General features: G+C 59.1%; 15 protein-coding genes. 10 read left to right on the top strand and 5 right to left on the bottom strand.

Translation table 11 applies throughout. The features are described 5' to 3' along the window. Positions 1-652, top strand: a 652-nt coding sequence (gene ubiE, locus ABJP42_RS14740) for a bifunctional demethylmenaquinone methyltransferase/2-methoxy-6-polyprenyl-1,4-benzoquinol methylase UbiE (RefSeq protein ID WP_348341650.1), incomplete at its 5' end; no start/stop codon positions are given. Positions 653-655: 3 nt separating this feature from the next. Next, positions 656-2,185 (top strand): 2-polyprenylphenol 6-hydroxylase, encoded by a 1,530-nt coding sequence (ubiB, locus tag ABJP42_RS14735; protein ID WP_348341648.1) that lies wholly within the window; start codon positions 656-658, stop codon positions 2,183-2,185. A 141-nt stretch (positions 2,186-2,326) separates the two neighbouring features. Here ubiB and ABJP42_RS14730 read toward each other — a convergent pair whose 3' ends face one another. Continuing rightward, on the bottom strand, positions 2,327-3,502 hold the full coding sequence (locus tag ABJP42_RS14730) for an acetyl-CoA C-acyltransferase family protein (RefSeq protein ID WP_348341646.1): 1,176 nt from the start codon (positions 3,500-3,502) through the stop codon (positions 2,327-2,329). A 132-nt stretch (positions 3,503-3,634) separates the two neighbouring features. Between ABJP42_RS14730 and ABJP42_RS14725 the strand changes: the two genes are divergently transcribed. Beyond that, positions 3,635-4,201 (top strand): helix-turn-helix domain-containing protein, encoded by a 567-nt coding sequence (locus ABJP42_RS14725; RefSeq protein ID WP_348341644.1) that lies wholly within the window; start codon positions 3,635-3,637, stop codon positions 4,199-4,201. Between the two features lie 46 nt (positions 4,202-4,247). Here the strand turns inward: ABJP42_RS14725 and ABJP42_RS14720 are convergent, their stop codons facing one another. Beyond that, on the bottom strand, positions 4,248-4,619 hold the full coding sequence (locus ABJP42_RS14720; protein ID WP_348341642.1) for a hypothetical protein: 372 nt from the start codon (positions 4,617-4,619) through the stop codon (positions 4,248-4,250). 408 nt (positions 4,620-5,027) lie between these two features. Here ABJP42_RS14720 and ABJP42_RS14715 point away from each other — a divergent pair, with 408 nt between their 5' ends. The 3 genes from ABJP42_RS14715 to tdh are packed head-to-tail and all read left to right on the top strand — an operon-like array spanning position 5,028 to position 8,223. Next, complete coding sequence (locus ABJP42_RS14715; protein WP_348341640.1) at positions 5,028-6,215, top strand: glycine C-acetyltransferase; 1,188 nt, start codon at positions 5,028-5,030, stop codon at positions 6,213-6,215. Next, positions 6,212-7,171 (top strand): PLP-dependent cysteine synthase family protein, encoded by a 960-nt coding sequence (locus ABJP42_RS14710; RefSeq protein WP_348341638.1) that lies wholly within the window; start codon positions 6,212-6,214, stop codon positions 7,169-7,171. The genes ABJP42_RS14715 and ABJP42_RS14710 overlap by 4 nt, the downstream gene beginning before the upstream one ends. A gap of 2 nt (positions 7,172-7,173) precedes the next feature. Next, positions 7,174-8,223, top strand: coding sequence for an L-threonine 3-dehydrogenase (gene tdh / locus ABJP42_RS14705; RefSeq protein ID WP_348341636.1), 1,050 nt, complete (start codon positions 7,174-7,176; stop codon positions 8,221-8,223). 207 nt (positions 8,224-8,430) lie between these two features. Here the strand turns inward: tdh and ABJP42_RS14700 are convergent, their stop codons facing one another. Next, positions 8,431-9,174, bottom strand: a complete 744-nt coding sequence (locus tag ABJP42_RS14700; protein ID WP_348341634.1) for a metallophosphoesterase family protein — start codon at positions 9,172-9,174, stop codon at positions 8,431-8,433. Between the two features lie 183 nt (positions 9,175-9,357). Between ABJP42_RS14700 and ABJP42_RS14695 the strand changes: the two genes are divergently transcribed. Beyond that, on the top strand, positions 9,358-10,941 hold the full coding sequence (locus ABJP42_RS14695) for a hypothetical protein (RefSeq protein WP_348341632.1): 1,584 nt from the start codon (positions 9,358-9,360) through the stop codon (positions 10,939-10,941). A gap of 217 nt (positions 10,942-11,158) precedes the next feature. Here ABJP42_RS14695 and serA read toward each other — a convergent pair whose 3' ends face one another. Both serA and ABJP42_RS14685 read right to left on the bottom strand, forming a co-directional pair. After that, positions 11,159-12,754 carry a phosphoglycerate dehydrogenase gene (gene serA, locus ABJP42_RS14690; protein WP_348341630.1) on the bottom strand — a complete coding sequence of 532 codons (1,596 nt, stop codon included), beginning with the start codon at positions 12,752-12,754 and terminating at the stop codon, positions 11,159-11,161. A 151-nt stretch (positions 12,755-12,905) separates the two neighbouring features. Further along, positions 12,906-14,051, bottom strand: coding sequence for a phosphoserine transaminase (locus tag ABJP42_RS14685; RefSeq protein WP_348341628.1), 1,146 nt, complete (start codon positions 14,049-14,051; stop codon positions 12,906-12,908). Between the two features lie 243 nt (positions 14,052-14,294). Here ABJP42_RS14685 and ABJP42_RS14680 point away from each other — a divergent pair, with 243 nt between their 5' ends. From ABJP42_RS14680 to ABJP42_RS14670, 3 genes are all read left to right on the top strand, one after another. Continuing rightward, positions 14,295-15,338 (top strand): AI-2E family transporter, encoded by a 1,044-nt coding sequence (locus ABJP42_RS14680; protein ID WP_348341626.1) that lies wholly within the window; start codon positions 14,295-14,297, stop codon positions 15,336-15,338. An 82-nt stretch (positions 15,339-15,420) separates the two neighbouring features. Further along, positions 15,421-16,296: a phosphoserine phosphatase SerB gene (gene serB / locus ABJP42_RS14675; RefSeq protein ID WP_348341625.1), complete on the top strand. Its 876-nt coding sequence runs from the start codon at positions 15,421-15,423 to the stop codon at positions 16,294-16,296. 6 nt (positions 16,297-16,302) lie between these two features. Continuing rightward, on the top strand, positions 16,303-17,061 hold the full coding sequence (locus ABJP42_RS14670; protein WP_348341623.1) for a TSUP family transporter: 759 nt from the start codon (positions 16,303-16,305) through the stop codon (positions 17,059-17,061). The last annotated feature ends 83 nt before the right edge of the window (positions 17,062-17,144 follow it).

The following is a 17,144-nucleotide window of genomic DNA, read 5'->3' as shown; positions in this document are numbered from 1 at the left end:
CAAATATGACATCATGAACGATGTCATGAGCATGGGGATCCACCGGGTCTGGAAAGACGCGATGATGGATTGGCTGGCACCGCGGCCCGGCCAGCGCCTGCTGGATGTTGCGGGCGGTACGGGCGACATCTCCTTCCGCTTTCTAAAACGCGCCGGATCCGGCCATTCCACCGTGCTGGATCTCACCGCGCCAATGCTGATCGAGGGGCGCAAACGGGCCGAGGCTGAGCAGATGGCAGATAGCCTCGATTGGGTCACCGGCGACGCCATGTCCCTGCCCTTCAAGGACAATACCTTTGACGTCTACACCATCTCTTTTGGCATCCGGAATGTCACCCGCCCGCAAGAAGCCCTGAATGAAGCCTACCGGGTGTTGAAACCCGGCGGCCGCCTGATGGTGCTGGAGTTCTCTCAGCTGCCCAACGACGGCATGCAGAAACTCTATGACCTTTATAGTTTCAACGTTATCCCGCGCATGGGCAAGCTCATCGCCGATGACTACGACAGCTACCAGTACCTGGTGGAATCGATCCGCAACTTCCCGGATCAGGACACCTTCCTGGAAATGGTGAAAACGGCGGGCTTTGCCAATGCCAAATACCGCAACCTGTCGCTGGGTATCGCCGCCCTGCATTCGGGCTGGAAGATCTGATAGATGCGCGGTCCCCATAATATCATCCGCCTGATCCGCACTGGTGCCACCATGGTCCGCACCGGTGCGATGAATGTGGTGCTGGATGCGTTTGAGGCGCCTGCGCCGCTCCGCATACTGGCCTATACGTTGGGCTGGCCCTTCCAATGGCTCGGCTACAAAGGCGATCCCAATATGCCGCCGGCCACCCGGGCCTTAACAGCTCTGGGTCCGGCCTATATTAAATTTGGCCAGGTGCTTTCCACCCGCCCCGATGTTGTCGGCGACGAGATGGCGCTGCAGCTGCGGGTGTTGCAGGATCAGCTGCCACCTTTCTCAAAAGCCGAAGCCATGGCGGAAGTCGAGCGCGAGCTGGGCCGTTCCCTGGCCGAGGTCTTCTCAGAGTTCAGCGAGCCGATCGCTGCCGCCTCCATCGCCCAGGTGCATCGCGCCCGTCTGACCGAGACCGGCGAAGATGTCGCCGTCAAGGTGCTGCGCCCCGGCATTGAACGCGCCTTCAACAAGGATGTGGATGCATTCTATTTTGCCGCCCGCATCGTTGATCTCTTTGCCCCCGGCGCCCGCCGGTTGCGCCCGATGGAGGTGATCGAACATTTTGACGGCGTGGTACAGGGAGAGCTGGATCTGCGCCTCGAAAGCTCCGCCGCCTCGGAATTTGCCGCCAACACCACCGGGGATGAAGGCTTTCAACTGCCGCGCATCCGCTGGGAGGCCTCGGCGCGCCGGGTGATGACTCTGGACTGGGCCGATGGGGTGGCGCTGGGCGACAATGCCGCCCTGGATGCAGCGGGCCATGACCGCTCGGTGCTGGGCAAACGCGTGCTGTCACTGTTCCTGCGCCATGCGCTGCGCGACGGTTATTTCCACGCCGATATGCACCAGGGCAACCTCAAGGTGGCCGCCAATGGCGATATCATTGCCTATGACTTTGGCATCATGGGCCATATTGATGAATACACCCGCCGGGTCTATGCCGAGATCCTCTTTGGCTTTATCAAACGCGATTACAAACGGGTGGCAGAAGTACATTTTGAGGCGGGCTATGTCCCTGCCGACCGCGATGTAGATGAGTTTGCCCGTGCCATCCGCGCCGTGGGAGAGCCGATCTTTGGCATGGATGCCAGCCATATCTCCATGGGAAACCTGCTGAATTACCTCTTTGAGGTCACCGAACGCTTTGGCATGGAAACCCGTACCGAGCTGATCCTGCTGCAGCGCACCATGGTGGTGGTCGAGGGAGTCGCCCGCTCGCTGGATCCCAGGATCAACATCTGGGAAGTGGCCCAACCGGTGGTCGAAGACTACATCAAACAAAGCATCGGCCCCCGCGCCATTGCCTCTGATCTGATGAAAACCGCCAAGGTCATGGCCCGGTTTGGCCCCCGCCTGCCCGCACTGATGGAGCAGGCCCTCATTGCCCAAAGTCAGCCCTCCCAACAGTCCGGCAAAGGCAAATCAACCTGGATCCTGCCCGCCGCCCTCGGGGCCACGGCCAGCGCTCTGGCCACCCTGTTGCTGTCCCATCTGATCTAAAAAAGAAAGGGCGCAGCCCTGCAGCCGCGCCCTTCTGTCCTCCAAACATCATCTTTCTAAAAATATTCTGGGGTGAATGGCCAAAGGCCAGAGGGGCAAAGCCCCTACGACCCCCGGTTTTTCACCCCGTCAGATCCATTCTCAAAGACGTTCAATCGCCAGAGCAATGCCCTGCCCGCCACCAATACACATGGTGATCAGCGCTTTCGAACCCTCAATGCGCTCCAGCTCATAGAGCGCCTTCAGGGTGATGATAGCGCCGGTGGCACCAACCGGATGGCCCAGGGCAATTGCCCCACCATTGGGGTTCACCTTGGCCGGATCCAGACCCAGCTCCTTATTCACCGCCAAGGCCTGCGAGGCAAAGGCTTCGTTGCTTTCAACAACGTCAAAATCACTGGCCTTCAACCCGGTCTTAGCCAGCAAGTTCTGCACCGCTGGCACCGGGCCAATGCCCATGACCTCAGGACGCACACCGGCATGGGCATAGCCCAGAACGCGCGCCTTTGGCTTCAATCCGGCCTTCTCTGCCGCCTCGGCCCGGGCCATGACCAGCGCCGCCGCACCATCATTGATGCCAGAGGCATTGCCCGCCGTCACCCGGCCGTCCTTTTGGAACACCGCCCGCAGCCCTGCCAGAGCCTCCAGCGAGGTGCCCTTGGGGTGCTCATCCACCTCAAAAGCCACCATGTCGCGCTTTACCTTCACCTCCACGGGCGTGATCTGGCTTTTGAAATAGCCAGCCTCGATGGCTGCGGCGGCGCGAGTCTGACTGGCGAGGGCAAATTCATCCATCTGTTCGCGGGTGATCTCATGCTCATCCGCGACGTTTTCAGCCGTCACCCCCATATGGCCAGTGCCAAAGGGGCAGTTCAGCGCCCCCAGCATCATGTCGAGCGATTTTACATCGCCCATTTTGGCGCCCCAGCGCTGCTGCTGCATGATGAAGGGGCTACGCGACATGTTCTCGGCGCCACCGGTCAGCGCATAGTCCGCATCCCCCAGCATCAGCCCCTGAATACCCGAGACCAGCGCCTGCGCCCCAGACCCACACAAACGGTTGACGTTCATTGCCGGGGTGCCATGGGGAACGCCCGCCTGCATCGCTGCCACGCGGGACAAATACATATCACGCGGCTCGGTGTTGATCACATGGCCAAAGACCACATGGCCGATCTGTTCAGGATCCACACCCGAACGCTCCATCGCCGCCTTCGAGGCAACGGTTGCCAGATCAATAGGGGCAGTATTGGCAAGCGCGCCACCAAAGGTACCAATTGCGGTGCGGGCACCGTCCAGAATGACGATATCAGTCATGATCTCTCTCCTCACGAGTCAGTTGGCGACATTATGCAGGTGCAGCATCCCCCTGTCTGCCCCTGACTGCCCCCGAACCCGCCGGACGTCCCGTCATTGACAAATTGCCCCAGGACCCGCAGGACATCTGCTATGACGGAAAACCCAGACGATATCCTGACACTGCTGCCCGCCCGCCTGAAAGAGGCGCGCCGCGCCCAGGGGCTGAGCCTTGAAGCGGTGGCCAATCTCTCCGGCGTCAGCCGCTCGATGGTGAGCCAGATCGAACGCGGTGAAAGCTCCCCCACCATTGCCACCCTGTGGAACCTCACCCGCGCGCTGCAGGTGGATTTTGCCGGCCTGTTGGAAGCCGGCGACATGCAGGACCGAATTGAAGTCTTGCGGGCGGTGGATGTGCCCAAGATCGAAAACATGGGCCAGGGCTGCCGCATCCGCATTCTGTCACCGCCAGAAGAAGCCGGCGGCCATGAGGTCTATGACATCCGCTTTGATCCAGGCGGCGCGCTGACCAGCCAGCCCCATACCCGCGGCGCGATGGAGCAGCTGACAGTTCTGGAAGGCGAGATCGAGGTGACCTCTGGCAGCGCCAAGGATCACCTGCAGGCCGGTGACACTGCCCGCTATGCCGCCGACGTTGGTCATGCGATCATCGCACCCAATGGGGCAGCGCGGGTTTTTCTGATCGTGAAGAACGCGTAGCACTCTCAAGCACAAGTATCATCGCCCGTTCAACTTTGTCGAAGCTTCAGGCTGGTGGGATGGGGGCTGGAAAGGGAAACGTTAAGATGCCGCGCCACAGCATGTGGAATGCGTAGGCCGCCCAGAAATACAACGAGAACAATGCGAAACGTAGCCATCTTCGTTGATAAGATTGGCTTTGGATCATTGCCGCAAGGGGATAGACGACCAGGCAAAGCACTCCCAACATCCAGACAATCTCAAGTTCCAGGTTTCCCCAAAAGAATGGGGCCATTCCAAGAACGATCCAGGGAAGCCAACTGACAACACCTATGGGCGTGACCAGCACCAGGCAAATTGCCGAAGCAACGCGTCCCCGCGTCGGACGCAAAACATCTAGAACCTGCCCTCTTGTCTGCCGGATCAGCCACCAAACCATGGCCAAAGCGTACCCAAGTATCAGTGCAAACCCGATTGCTACGGGAAGCGCGACTGGATCTCCCAACCTCATAGAAGGCTCTAAAAGGTTAGGCCTCCAAATCCACTGGTAGATCACAAAGATTCCAAATCCCAAGAACAGGGCCAAGACGCGAGGTGGACTATATGATTGTTCAGCTGGTTCCACGCAATCACCCCTTGGGAGAAGATCTTCGATACACTCACCTTGAAACAGCATCCTTCTGACGAAACAAGAAAAATCAAGTGAAAGTGGATCCAGCACTTCTTAGTTTCTCATGCCAACCACTTTTCCATCTTCACGGATTTTTTTCCGAGATAGCGAAATCTCCTATTTGGGAATTTCATCCGTTATGGTAGATGCGATTCCACGGATAAGGAGTTTCCCGCCATGAGCACTGCATTTCTGACCGATATCTCTGAGACGCTCACCCAGATCGAGGCCGATGGCCTGTACAAGCGGGAACGAATGATCACCTCCCCTCAAGGGGGCGAAATTACCGTTGGCGACGCGCAGGTCATCAACCTCTGTGCCAATAACTACCTCGGCCTCGCCGATCACCCCGATCTGATCGCAGCTGCGCGGAGTGTTATGGACGACAAGGGCTTTGGCATGGCCTCGGTCCGCTTTATCTGCGGCACGCAAGACATTCACCGGGAGCTGGAACAGCGCCTGGCCAAGTTTCTAAACAAAGATGACGCCATCCTGTTTGCCGCCTGTTTTGACGCCAACGGCGGGCTGTTCGAGCCACTCTTGGGCCCCGAAGATGCCATCATCTCAGACAGTCTCAACCATGCGTCGATCATCGACGGGGTGCGCCTGTGCAAGGCCAAACGCTATCGCTACCTCAACAGCGATATGAACGACCTAGAAGCCTGGCTGAAACAGGCGCGCGAGGATGGCGCCCGCCACATCATGATCGCCACCGACGGGGTGTTCTCGATGGATGGCTATCTGGCCAAGCTGCCGGAAATCCGCGCCCTGGCCGATAAATATGACGCTGTGGTCATGGTGGATGACTGCCATGCTACCGGATTTATGGGCCCCAATGGCGCGGGCACACCGGATCACTTTGGGGTGGATGTGGATATCCTCACCGGGACTTTGGGCAAAGCACTTGGGGGGGCCATCGGCGGTTATATCGCCGGGCCGCAGCCAGTGATCGACCTGCTGCGGCAGCGGGCGCGGCCCTATCTGTTCTCCAATTCGCTGCCGCCTTCCATCGTTGCTGCCGGGCTGGAGGCCATTCGATTGGTCGAAGAAGGCGCCGACCTGCGAGCTCAGCTGTTTGAGAACACAAAGTTCTGGCGTGCAGGGCTGAGCGCGCTGGGTTTTGACCTGCTGCCCGGCGAACACCCGATCGTGCCGGTGATGCTGGGCGAAGCGCAGCTCGCCCAGGACATGGCGGCAGCGCTGTTTGAAGAGGGTGTCTATGTCTCGGGCTTTTTCTTCCCGGTGGTGCCGCGTGGCCAGGCCCGCATCCGTACCCAGATGAACGCCGCCCTCAGCCGCGAAGAACTGACGCGCGCGCTTGCGGCCTTTGGCAAGGTTGGTCGCAAATTGGGGATCATCACATGAGCGGCCCTCTTCCCTCTGTTATCGATGCCATTGGAAACACACCTCTGGTCGAACTCTCGCGACTGACGGCGGATCTGAACCTTGACGGGCGGATCCTCGCCAAACTGGACTACCTGATGCCGGGTTTCTCCAAAAAGGACCGCGCCGCCCGAAGCATCATCGAAGCGGCACGGGCCGGTGGCACCCTTACCGCCGGGCAGACCGTGGTCGAGCTGACCTCAGGGAATATGGGCACTGGGCTTGCCATCGTCTGCGGGGTCCTGGGACATCCTTTTGTGGCAGTGATGAGTGCTGGCAATTCTGTTGAACGCGCCCGGATGATGCGTGCCCTTGGCGCCGAAGTCGTGATCGTGCCGCAGGCGACGGGCAGCCGACCGGGCGAAGTCTCGGGCGCCGATCTGGCGCTGGTGGAGGAAGAAGCCCGGCGGTTGACCGCAGAGCGGCACGGCTTTCGCGCTGACCAATTTGCCCATCCCGGCAACCCGGCAGCCCATGCCGTCGGTACGGCCCCAGAGATCTGGAAGCAATCGGGAGGCACTGTCACCGCCTTTTGCGATTTTGCGGGCTCCGGGGGCACCCTTGGCGGTGCGGCCCGGTTCTTTGCAGGGCAAGGTGTACGCTCATATGCGGTCGAACCGAGCGGCGCCGAGGCCCTTGCCGGATGCGCGTCAACCCGCCCCGAACACCCAATCCAAGGCGGCGGCTATGTGATGGCAGACCTCTGCCATCTCCAGGGTGTCTCTTTGGCTGGATACCTGTCGGTGACCGGCGAGGAGGCCGAGACTCATGCCCGCCTGCTGGCCCGGCGCGAAGGGATTTTTGGGGGCTATTCCTCAGGTGCCAATCTTGCTGCCGCGATCCAGCTGCTGCGCGGCCGCGAAAGGGGCGGCACCGTCGCAATCGTGATCTGTGACAGCGGCCTGAAATATCTTTCTACCCCGCTTTGGGAGGGCTGAGAATGTCGACTTCACATCCGAATACGATGAAGGCATTGGAAAAGAGTCGTCCCCGTGAAGGGCTCTGGATGGTGCAGGCGCCGGTGCCGGAAATTGGCCCTGATGAGGTGCTGATCAAGGTCAACAAGACCGGCATTTGCGGCACCGATGTGCATATCTGGAACTGGGACGCCTGGGCTCAGAAAACCGTGCCCACGCCGCTGATCACAGGCCATGAATTTGCCGGAGAGATTGTCGAATTGGGGCGCAATGTGACCGATCTGGAGATTGGCCAGCGCTGCTCGGGCGAGGGACATCTGATCGGGCATCATTCACGCCAAAGCCGGGCCGGGAAGTTCCATCTGGATCCCGAAACCCGCGGCATTGGCGTCAATGAACAGGGCGCTTTTGCCCAGTATCTGGCGCTGCCCGCTTTCAACGTGGTGCCGTTGCCGGATGATATCCCGGATGACATCGGCGCCATTCTCGACCCGCTTGGCAATGCGGTGCATACGGCGCTCAGCTTTGACCTGGTGGGCGAGGACGTGCTGATCACTGGCGCCGGCCCCATTGGTATCATGGCGGCGGCCGTGGCCCGCCACGCAGGCGCCCGCCATGTGGCCATCACCGATGTGAACCCCGGTCGGTTGGAGCTCGCCGCCAAGGTCGCCAATGTGCGGCCCGTCAATGTCGCCAGCGAAGACCTGCAGGACGTGATCCACGAATTGGGCATGAATCAGGGTTTTGATGTCGGCCTGGAAATGTCGGGAAACCAGCAGGCAATGGACCAGATGGTTGAGGCCCTGGTGATGGGCGGACGTATCGCGCTGCTGGGGATCCCACCGGGGAAATCTCCGGTGGACTGGAGCCGCATCGTCTTTAAGGCGCTGACCATCAAGGGCGTCTATGGGCGCGAGATCTTTGAGACCTGGTACAAGATGATCGCCATGTTGCAAAACGGTCTGGATGTGAGCGCGGTGATCACCCATCGGTTTGATGTGGACGACTTTACCCAGGGCTTTGCAGCGATGAAATCCGGCAACAGCGGCAAGGTGGTTTTGGACTGGACCTGAGGACTACAGGTTGCGAGGTTTCACAGACACCCTGCGCATAGGCCTCGGCCCTGTCAAAGCAATGATCGGCGACCACCTAAAACACACAGGGGGTTACCCCCGCAAAACTCGTAACCAAGCCGCCGATCACCAGATCAGGCTAGACGCAATTCGTTTACGGAATATGTTCAACAGCCGCACAATTTCTGTGCAGTTTTACTTTTTGCGCTAAGCTTCGGTACCCTTGGGCAGCAGAGGAACCCGGCCTTCTTCAGTCAAGACCCAACAGTCCCGCCCTTCGAATACGGCTGCGGTCAGCGGGCGGCCAAAGCCCGCGCCGGAATCCAGATTGATCCTATTGCCGCGATGTTCAGGCGCTGGGATCTGAGTATGGCCATGCACCACCAGCCAGGGGTGATCGCCCTGCGCCAGCAGGAATTCCTGCCGAATCCAGATCTTGTCATCCTGGCTTTGATCCTCCAGCGCCACATCGGGGCGAATGCCTGCGTGGACAAACAGCAGCTCCCCCTCGAGGTGGTAATCCGGCAGCCCTGCAAGAAAGGCGCGATGATGCTCCGGCACCGCCTTCAGCGCCTCGGCGTGCAGCTCATAGATCCGGGTGCCTTCAGGTGATTCTACGCCATAGGATTGCAGCGTCTCGATGCCGCCAATACGCTCATGCAGCCAGTGGAAGCCCACCAACAGACGAGCATCATTGCGCGGGTAGTCCTCGATGAACATGGAAAACATCCGGTCGTGATTGCCCAAGAGACAGGTCCAGTTGCGGCCCGCCTCGAGCCCTTGTGAGAGCAGCTCCACCACCCCGCGCGAATCCGGTCCGCGATCAGTGTAATCGCCCAGGAAAACCACCCGTGCATCCGGTCCGCCATCCGCCTCGATCCGCGCCAGCGCCTCCTCCAGCATCCCCAGCTGGCCGTGAATATCACCAATGGCATAGATCGGTTGGGTCATGGGGCATCTCTTTGGATCAGTTGCGCAATTGATGGCGCAAGCGACGCCACATCACAAGGGCAGAGGTCAGACAAAGCCAAGGGAATCTCCCAAAGAGGCGCGCTTGCCTTGGCGCGATTTGGACCCTAGACTTGCAACCACTAGTTTAATGAAAAGGGAGGGGGCATGCGAAACATTCGGACATTGGCGGATATTGACAAGGCGCTTGATACCGGTGCCCTGACTTCGGCCGAGAAGCAGTTAATTGAGTGTTGTAAGACTGGACGGGCCTGCACACTAGGCGATGGTACACGCCCTACAACCCCCAGCGATGCCCGTACGATACATGCTGACCTCTTGCGTTATTTGATCACCGGAGGTTGCGAAGACTACAAAGTACATGACCAAGGCGTGCAACTACAGGGAGCATTTGTGCAGAACGTGCTGGATCTCAGTTATGCCAGTGCGAGGGGCGCAACTGTATTGGAATGTTGCCATTTCCTACAAAAGATCAATGCGCAGTATTGTCATTTCAGTACTCTTAGCTTGCAGGGTAGTTGCCTGGAAAAAGGGCTATATGCTCAGGGCATCTTCACGGTCGGAAGTGTCTTTTTGCGCAACGGGTTTTCTGCCAAAGCCTGCGTCGACCTAAACAATGCCAAAATTGGGGGGCAACTCAGCTGTACCAAAGGGCAGTTCCAAGTCGAAAAAGGCTTGGCTCTTGATTTGCAAGACACCCAAGTCGCTGACTTTTTCTGGAGATTGGTCACAGAGATATCCGGTGGGCTGGACCTCACTGGAGCGCATTTTGGCTCTCTGGTCGATGACCCAAACAGTTGGGAACTGGTTAATGACCTCTTCCTGATTGGCTTAACCTATGATCACATCACCAACCCCGGTGACACTAGGAAACGACTGGAATGGTTGAGCAAGGGCGATCAAATAAACGGAGAGTTTTCTCCGCAACCCTATACCCAATTGGCGAAGGTACTACGCAGCATGGGCCATGATCGGGATGCACGAAGCATTCTGATCGAAGGAGAGGCACGCCACCGAAGCAGCGAATGGGCCGAAATTGAGAGCCTTCGAGCGGAAAGGGGAGCCATGAGACGCTTCCTAAAATCTCCAGATAGTGAGCTATGGCAGGCATACATTAACTCAGATGCAAGCAGCCAAAGTCAGCTCATTTTTGAACGTTTTAGGAATGTCTGCCTGAATGCGCCATTGGAACATCCCAATCGCCCAACTGATGAAGCATTGGCTCTTGGCCGCATCGGGCTTAGGCGCGATTTCCAAATTCTCAACGCACAGGACAAACTCCGAATATGGGGACTGAAAGTCAGGAGTCTTTCTTTGCGATGGCTAATTGGATATGGTTTTCAACCTTTCAATAGCCTGTGGGCTTTGGTTATTCTCACATTTCTTGCTGCCGGATTCTCTCAAAAAGCTTGGCTCGCAGGAGACTTTGCTCCGAATTCGGATGTGATTCTGTCTACCCCAGATTGGCAAACTCTTGCTGAAACCGATTCAATAGCTAACCCAGCTCACCAGTGGTCTGACACCCATGGCAAAGGTCGAGACTATGAAAGCTTTAATGCTCTCGCGTATGGGTTTGATATTGTCGTCCCTATCGTCAATATCGGGCAAGAGGCTGCTTGGTCGCCCTCAACTACTCGTGGCATTTGGGGCTGGAATCTCTGGTGGATGCGCTGGGTCTTTACAGTCGTGGGCTGGGTGGTAACCGCCTTGGGGGCAGCTGCGATCACCGGGATCATTCGGCGGGAATGATCAGCGTATGAGGCGCGTTGCTAAAAGCCTTCTTAGCCCGTCGCGCCAGCGGCGGCTACGCGTCCGCCCGCTCCGTGGCATCGCTTGGTTTGCATTCTGTTTCCCCGGGAAAACGCCCTCCCATGGGGGAAGGTCAGGCGCAGCCCGGCGAAAACGCCGGGCTTGATCTTTGAAATGTACCGCCCGAGCCATTCGACCGGGCAGTGCCTCAAACGCTTTAGGCGACGTCGAACTGCAGCGGTTTGATCTGGTTGAACAGATCGGTCTCGGCCAGTTTGGCCCGGGCATCCGCTGGCACGGCGGCATCCACATAGAGCAGCGCAATGGCTTCACCACCGGCAGCGGCGCGGCCCAGGGTAAAGTTGGCGATATTGACGCCATGCTCACCCATGGTCTGACCCAGAGTCCCGATGATGCCAGGCACATCGTTGTTGGTGGTGTAGAGCATATGGGCGCCAACCTCGGCGTCGATGTTGATGCCCTTGATCTGGATGAAGCGTGGCTTGCCATCCGAGAACACGGTGCCAGCGACAGAACGCTCGCGCTTTTCAGTCACCGCTGTCACCTTTATATAGCCATCAAAGGCGCCGGATTTGTCCTGATTGGTGGTGGAGATCTGGATGCCACGCTCCTTGGCCACGACCGGCGCCGAAACCATGTTCACATCCGGGTTCACCTTTTTCATGATGCCTGCAACCACGGCGCAGTTCAGCGCGTCGAGGTTCATTTCAGCGGCAACACCATCATAAAGGATATTGATCGCCTTGATCGGCTCATCGGTCATCTGACCGACAAAGGCACCGAGGTGCTCGGCCAGTTTGATCCAGGGCCCCATGACCTTGGCTTCTTCGGCAGTGACGCTTGGCATGTTCAGCGCGTTTTCAACCGCACCGGTCAGCAGGTAGTTTGACATCTGCTCGGCCACCTGCAGGGCGACGTTCTCCTGTGCCTCGGTTGTGGCGGCGCCCAGGTGCGGGGTGCAGACCACGTTGGGCAGGTTGAACAGGGCGTTTTCCTTGGCGGGCTCCTCAGAGAACACGTCAAAGGCGGCACCGGCGACATGGCCGGACTGCAGCGCCTCGGCCAGGGCCTCCTCGTCCACCAGACCACCACGGGCACAGTTGATGATGCGCACGCCTTTCTTGGTTTTGGCGAGGTTTTCGCGGCTCAGGATATTTGCTGTGGCATCGGTAAAGGGCACATGCAGGGTAATGAAATCGGCGCGGGCCAGCAACTCATCCAGCTCGACCTTCTCGACACCCATTTTGGCGGCGCGTTCTTCGCCGAGGAAGGGGTCATAGGCCACGACCTTCATCTTCAGTCCACGGGCACGGTCACAGACGATGCCGCCGATATTGCCGGCGCCAATGACGCCCAGCGTCTTATTGGTGAGCTCGGTGCCCATGAATTTGGACTTTTCCCATTTGCCGGCATGGGTCGAGGTCGATGCCTCAGGGATCTGACGCGCCACGGCAAACATCATTGCGATGGCGTGCTCGGCGGTGGTAATCATATTGCCAAAGGGCGTGTTCATCACGATCACGCCCTTTTTCGACGCGGCTTCCTTGTCGATATTGTCAGTGCCGATGCCGGCGCGGGCGATGACCTTGAGGTTTGTCGCATTGGCGAGGATCTTTTCCGTCACCTTGGTGGCCGAACGGATGGCCAAACCATCATACTGACCAATCACTTCGGCCAGTTTGTCTTTGTCTTTGCCGAGGTCAGGCTGGAAATCCACGTCGATGCCGCGATCGCGAAAGATCTGCACGGCGGCTTCAGAGAGCTTGTCGGAGATGAGTACCTTGGGAGCCATGAGTTGTGGTCCTTTTACCGGGGGCCGAATGCGGCCTGAATGGGGATGTCTTAGGGAAGCGCTCGACCCTGGGTGGGTGCAAAGCGCCCTCCCGTGGGAAGGGTCGGGCGCTGCCCGGCGTGTCCGCCGGGCGACTGGATCAGCCTAGAGATCAGGCCTGTGCGGCGATCTCGGCCTCAAAGGCCCAGGCCAGCCAGGGCAGCATGGCCTGGATGTCAGCGGTTTCCACCGTGCCACCACACCAGATCCGCAAGCCCGCAGGCGCGTCGCGATAGGCGCCGATGTCCAGCGCGATATTTTCGGTCTCAAGACGCTTGGCCACAGCCTTGGCAAAACCGGCGCCGTCCTGAATACGGTCATCGGTGAACTTCAGACAGACCGAAGTATTGGAGCGCGTGGCATCATCCTCGGCCAGATTGGCGATCCATGGATTGGCGTCGCAGAAATCAAACACGGCTTTAGCATTGGCATCGGCACGGGCGATCAGACCTTCTAGGCCACCAATCGAGCGGGCCCAGTCTAGGGCAAAAAGATAGTCTTCAACCGCCAGCATCGAGGGCGTGTTGATGGTGGCACCGGTAAAGATACCCTCGATCAGCTTGCCGCCTTTGGTCATGCGGAAGATCTTGGGCAGGGGCCAGGCCGGGGTGTAGCTCTCGAGCCGTTCAACCGCGCGCGGCGACAGCACGATCACACCATGGGCAGCTTCGCCGCCCAGAACCTTTTGCCAGCTGAACGTGGTCACATCCAGTTTGTCCCAGGGCAGATCCATCGCAAAGGCCGCAGAGGTCGCATCGCAGATGGTCAGACCGTCACGGTCATCCGCGATCCAATCTGCATTTGGGACTCGAACGCCTGCGGTGGTGCCATTCCAGGTAAAGACCACATCGTTATTGCAATCGACCGACACCAGATCAACGATCTGGCCGTAGTCGGCGGTTTTGACTTCGGCGTCGATTTTCAGCTGTTTCACCACATCGGTGACCCAGCCAGCACCAAAGCTTTCCCAGGCCAGCATCTCGACCTTACGCTGCCCAAGCAGCGACCACAGGGCCATTTCAACCGCTCCGGTGTCAGACGCAGGAACGATGCCAATACGATAGTCTGCGGGGATGCCCAGAATCTCGCGGGTGCCTTCGATGGCATCCTTCAGCTTGGCCTTGCCAACAGCTGCGCGGTGGCTGCGACCCAGGGGGGCGTCGGCCAGTTTGGACAATTCAAATGTAGGGGGTTTGGCACAGGGGCCAGAGGAAAAACGCGGGTTGGCCGGCCGCGTAGCCGGTTGCTGAGTAGCCATCAATGCTATCCTTACAGATATCTGCCCTTCGTTGGGGAAGGGTGTCCCGCCGCTAGAGCTAGGGGCAGGCAGAGGCAGGTGCAATGGGGTAAATCGCCAAAGAGCGCCGCTTTGGCAGATTTTTGCGACAGGCTTTGACGCCTTTCGGAAACTTCCTTACCAAAGCCTTGCTGGGCATGATGGCTTTTTGGCCAGAGCGCCCTATATTTTCACCCATCGGGCACAGGCGATTCGAGGCGATCAATGACAAGCAGACTGGCGCTGGTGACCTATTCTCTTGCCTTGATCTTGATGGTGGGTTGGTTGCTGGTCGCAGGCCAGGCTATCCTGCTGCCGGTTTTGGTTGGGATCATTGCGGTCTATATTCTCACCACCGCAGCCGATGCCCTGGTGCCTCTACCGCTGATTGGCCGACTGCCACGTCGGTTTCGTCGCCTTCTGGCGCTTTTGCTGATCACCTTCGGTTTTTTGATTCTGGCTTCTTTCATCACCGCCAGCGCCACCTCACTCTCTGCGGCCATGCCGCAATACTCCGAAAACTTTGACGCGCTGCAGACCAAGTTTCTGACCGCCGTCGGCATCAAGCAAGAACCCAGCTGGGGCAATCTAGGCGAATACTTGCTCGATATGATCGATGCCACCACCCTGATGCCCACGGCGCTTGCCACCATCAGCAATGGCGGCTCGGTCATCGTGGCAGCAGCGCTTTATGCGATCTTTATCCTGGCTGAACTGGACAGCCTGCCGGACAAAACCCGCCGGGCGCTGGGCGACCATGCACAATCGGAACACACCATGGAGCTGGCCCGCAAGATCAATGAAAAAATCGGCAGCTATCTCGCCGCCAAGACCCTGGTCAATGTGATCCTGGCGCTGGTCTCCTATGCGATTTTGCAACTGCTGGGCATCGCCCATCCGGCCTTTTGGGCCATCATCATCGGGTTGCTCAATTACATCCCCTATATCGGTTCGGTGATCGCGGTGGTTTTTCCGGTCACCATGAGCCTGATCCAGTTCACCTCCTTCAGCCATGCGGGGCTGGCGCTGGTGCTCTTGATGATCCCGCAGTTGCTGGTCGGCTACTATATCGAACCCAAGTTCCTCGGCCGTTCGGTCAATCTCAGCCCCTTTACCGTGCTTTTGGCCCTGGCCATCTGGAGCACGCTTTGGGGCATGACCGGCGCCATTCTGGCGGTGCCACTGACCGCCATGGTGATGATCATTCTGGCCGAGATCCCCCATGCCCGCTGGATTGCGGTGATGATGTCGGAAAAGGGCGATCTCTAGCCACCGCTGATGGTTGGGGGCTGGCCCCTCTGGGCTGAGAAGGCTATGAGGACGCAACCCTCGTGCCAGATGGAAGTGCCCCATGTATATCGCCACCCTGCTCTGCAACCCCGCCAAGCCCTGCATTGATCCGGCTCTGGTCGAGTCCCTGCGCAATGCCTGGGGCGGCGGCGCGGCGCTGTGGCTGGCACCCGATGTGGCGGCAGAATTTGATCTAGAGAGCCTGCCGGAGAACCAGTGGCAAGTATGGGAAGATCTGCAGGGCCTAGGCGTTGATCTGGTCCTGCAACCAGCGCATAACCGGCGCAAGAAGATGCTGCTGGCGGATATGGACAGCACCATGATCGAGCAGGAATGCATTGATGAGCTGGCCGAAGAGGCCGGTGTTGGCACCCGCGTCAAAGAGATCACCGCCCGCGCCATGAATGGCGAGCTGGATTTTGACGGCGCCCTCACTGAAAGGGTGGGCCTGCTAAAAGACCTGCCCGAAAGCGTGATTTCTGAGGTGCTCGACAACCGCATTACCCTGATGCCCGGCGGGCGGCAGCTCTTGGCGACGATGAAGGCTGATGGTGCCTATGCGGCGCTGGTCTCGGGCGGGTTCACCGCCTTTACCGCCCGTATCGCGGCGGAACTGGGTTTTGACGAAAATCGCGCCAATACGCTCTTGGTGGCGGATGGCAAGCTCACCGGAGAGGCAGGTCGGCCCATTCTGGGACGCGAAGCCAAGGTCGAAGCGCTGGAGCAGATCACTGCAAAGCTTTCGATCTCTGAAGAGGATGTGATTGCGGTTGGCGATGGTGCCAATGATCTTGGCATGTTGCTGCGGGCCGGGGCTGGCGTCGCGCTGCATGCCAAACCCTCGGTTGCGGCGCAGTGCGAGATCCGCATCAACCACGGCGATCTGACCGCCCTGTTGTACATTCAGGGCTATGCCCGCGACCAATTCAAAGGGTAATCCAACATGCTGGAAGTGGGTTTCGAGACCCTGCTGCTCCTCATGGCAGCGGGATTTGCCGCCGGGTTCATTGATGCTGTTGCAGGCGGCGGCGGGCTGATCACCGTACCGGTGCTGTTACTGGCGGGTGCCAATCCGGTAACGGCGCTGGCCACCAATAAGATCCAGGGCCTGTTTGGCGCCGCCACCGCCGCCCGCGCCTATGCCAAGGGTGGCTATGTCAATCTGCGTGAACAGGCCGGATCGGCGCTCATCGCCTTTGTTGCCTCTATCGTCGGGGCGCTGCTCATCACTGTGCTGCCCACGGGGTGGATTCGCCTGATCCTGCCTATCCTGCTGATCGGCATCGCGCTGTTCTTTGCCTTCAAGAAGGGCCTCGGCGATCAGGATCGGGTGCGCCGCATGGGCCCTGCTGTCTTTGCCATGACAATGGTGCCGCTTTGTGGCGCCTATGACGGGTTGCTGGGGCCGGGGGCGGGCAGTTTCTACATGCTCGCCTTTGTCTCGCTGGCGGGCTACGGTGTGCTCAAGGCCACCGCCCATACCAAATTACTCAACCTGGCCTCCAACGCTGGGGCGCTCTGCGCCTTTGCCCTGGTGGCAACCCCCTGGTGGATCACCGGGCTCTGCATGGGAGTGGCGCAGATTGCTGGTGCTCAGGCCGGGGCGACCCTGGCCCAGACCAAGGGCGCAGGGCTGATCAAACCACTGCTGGTGCTGACGTCCCTGACCCTGGCGGCAAAACTGATCTGGGACATGCTGTAGCGCCCCGCCGCGCGCAGGCGCGGCGCCGGGCCCAACGGGAGGGGGTTCGCTTGCGAATCCCCGACGGGCGGGAGCTCCCCCCT

It is taken from the genome of Pseudophaeobacter sp. (assembly GCF_039971195.1).
In the GTDB taxonomy this organism is placed as follows: domain Bacteria; phylum Pseudomonadota; class Alphaproteobacteria; order Rhodobacterales; family Rhodobacteraceae; genus Pseudophaeobacter.
This window is presented reverse-complemented; position numbering and strand designations above follow the sequence as displayed.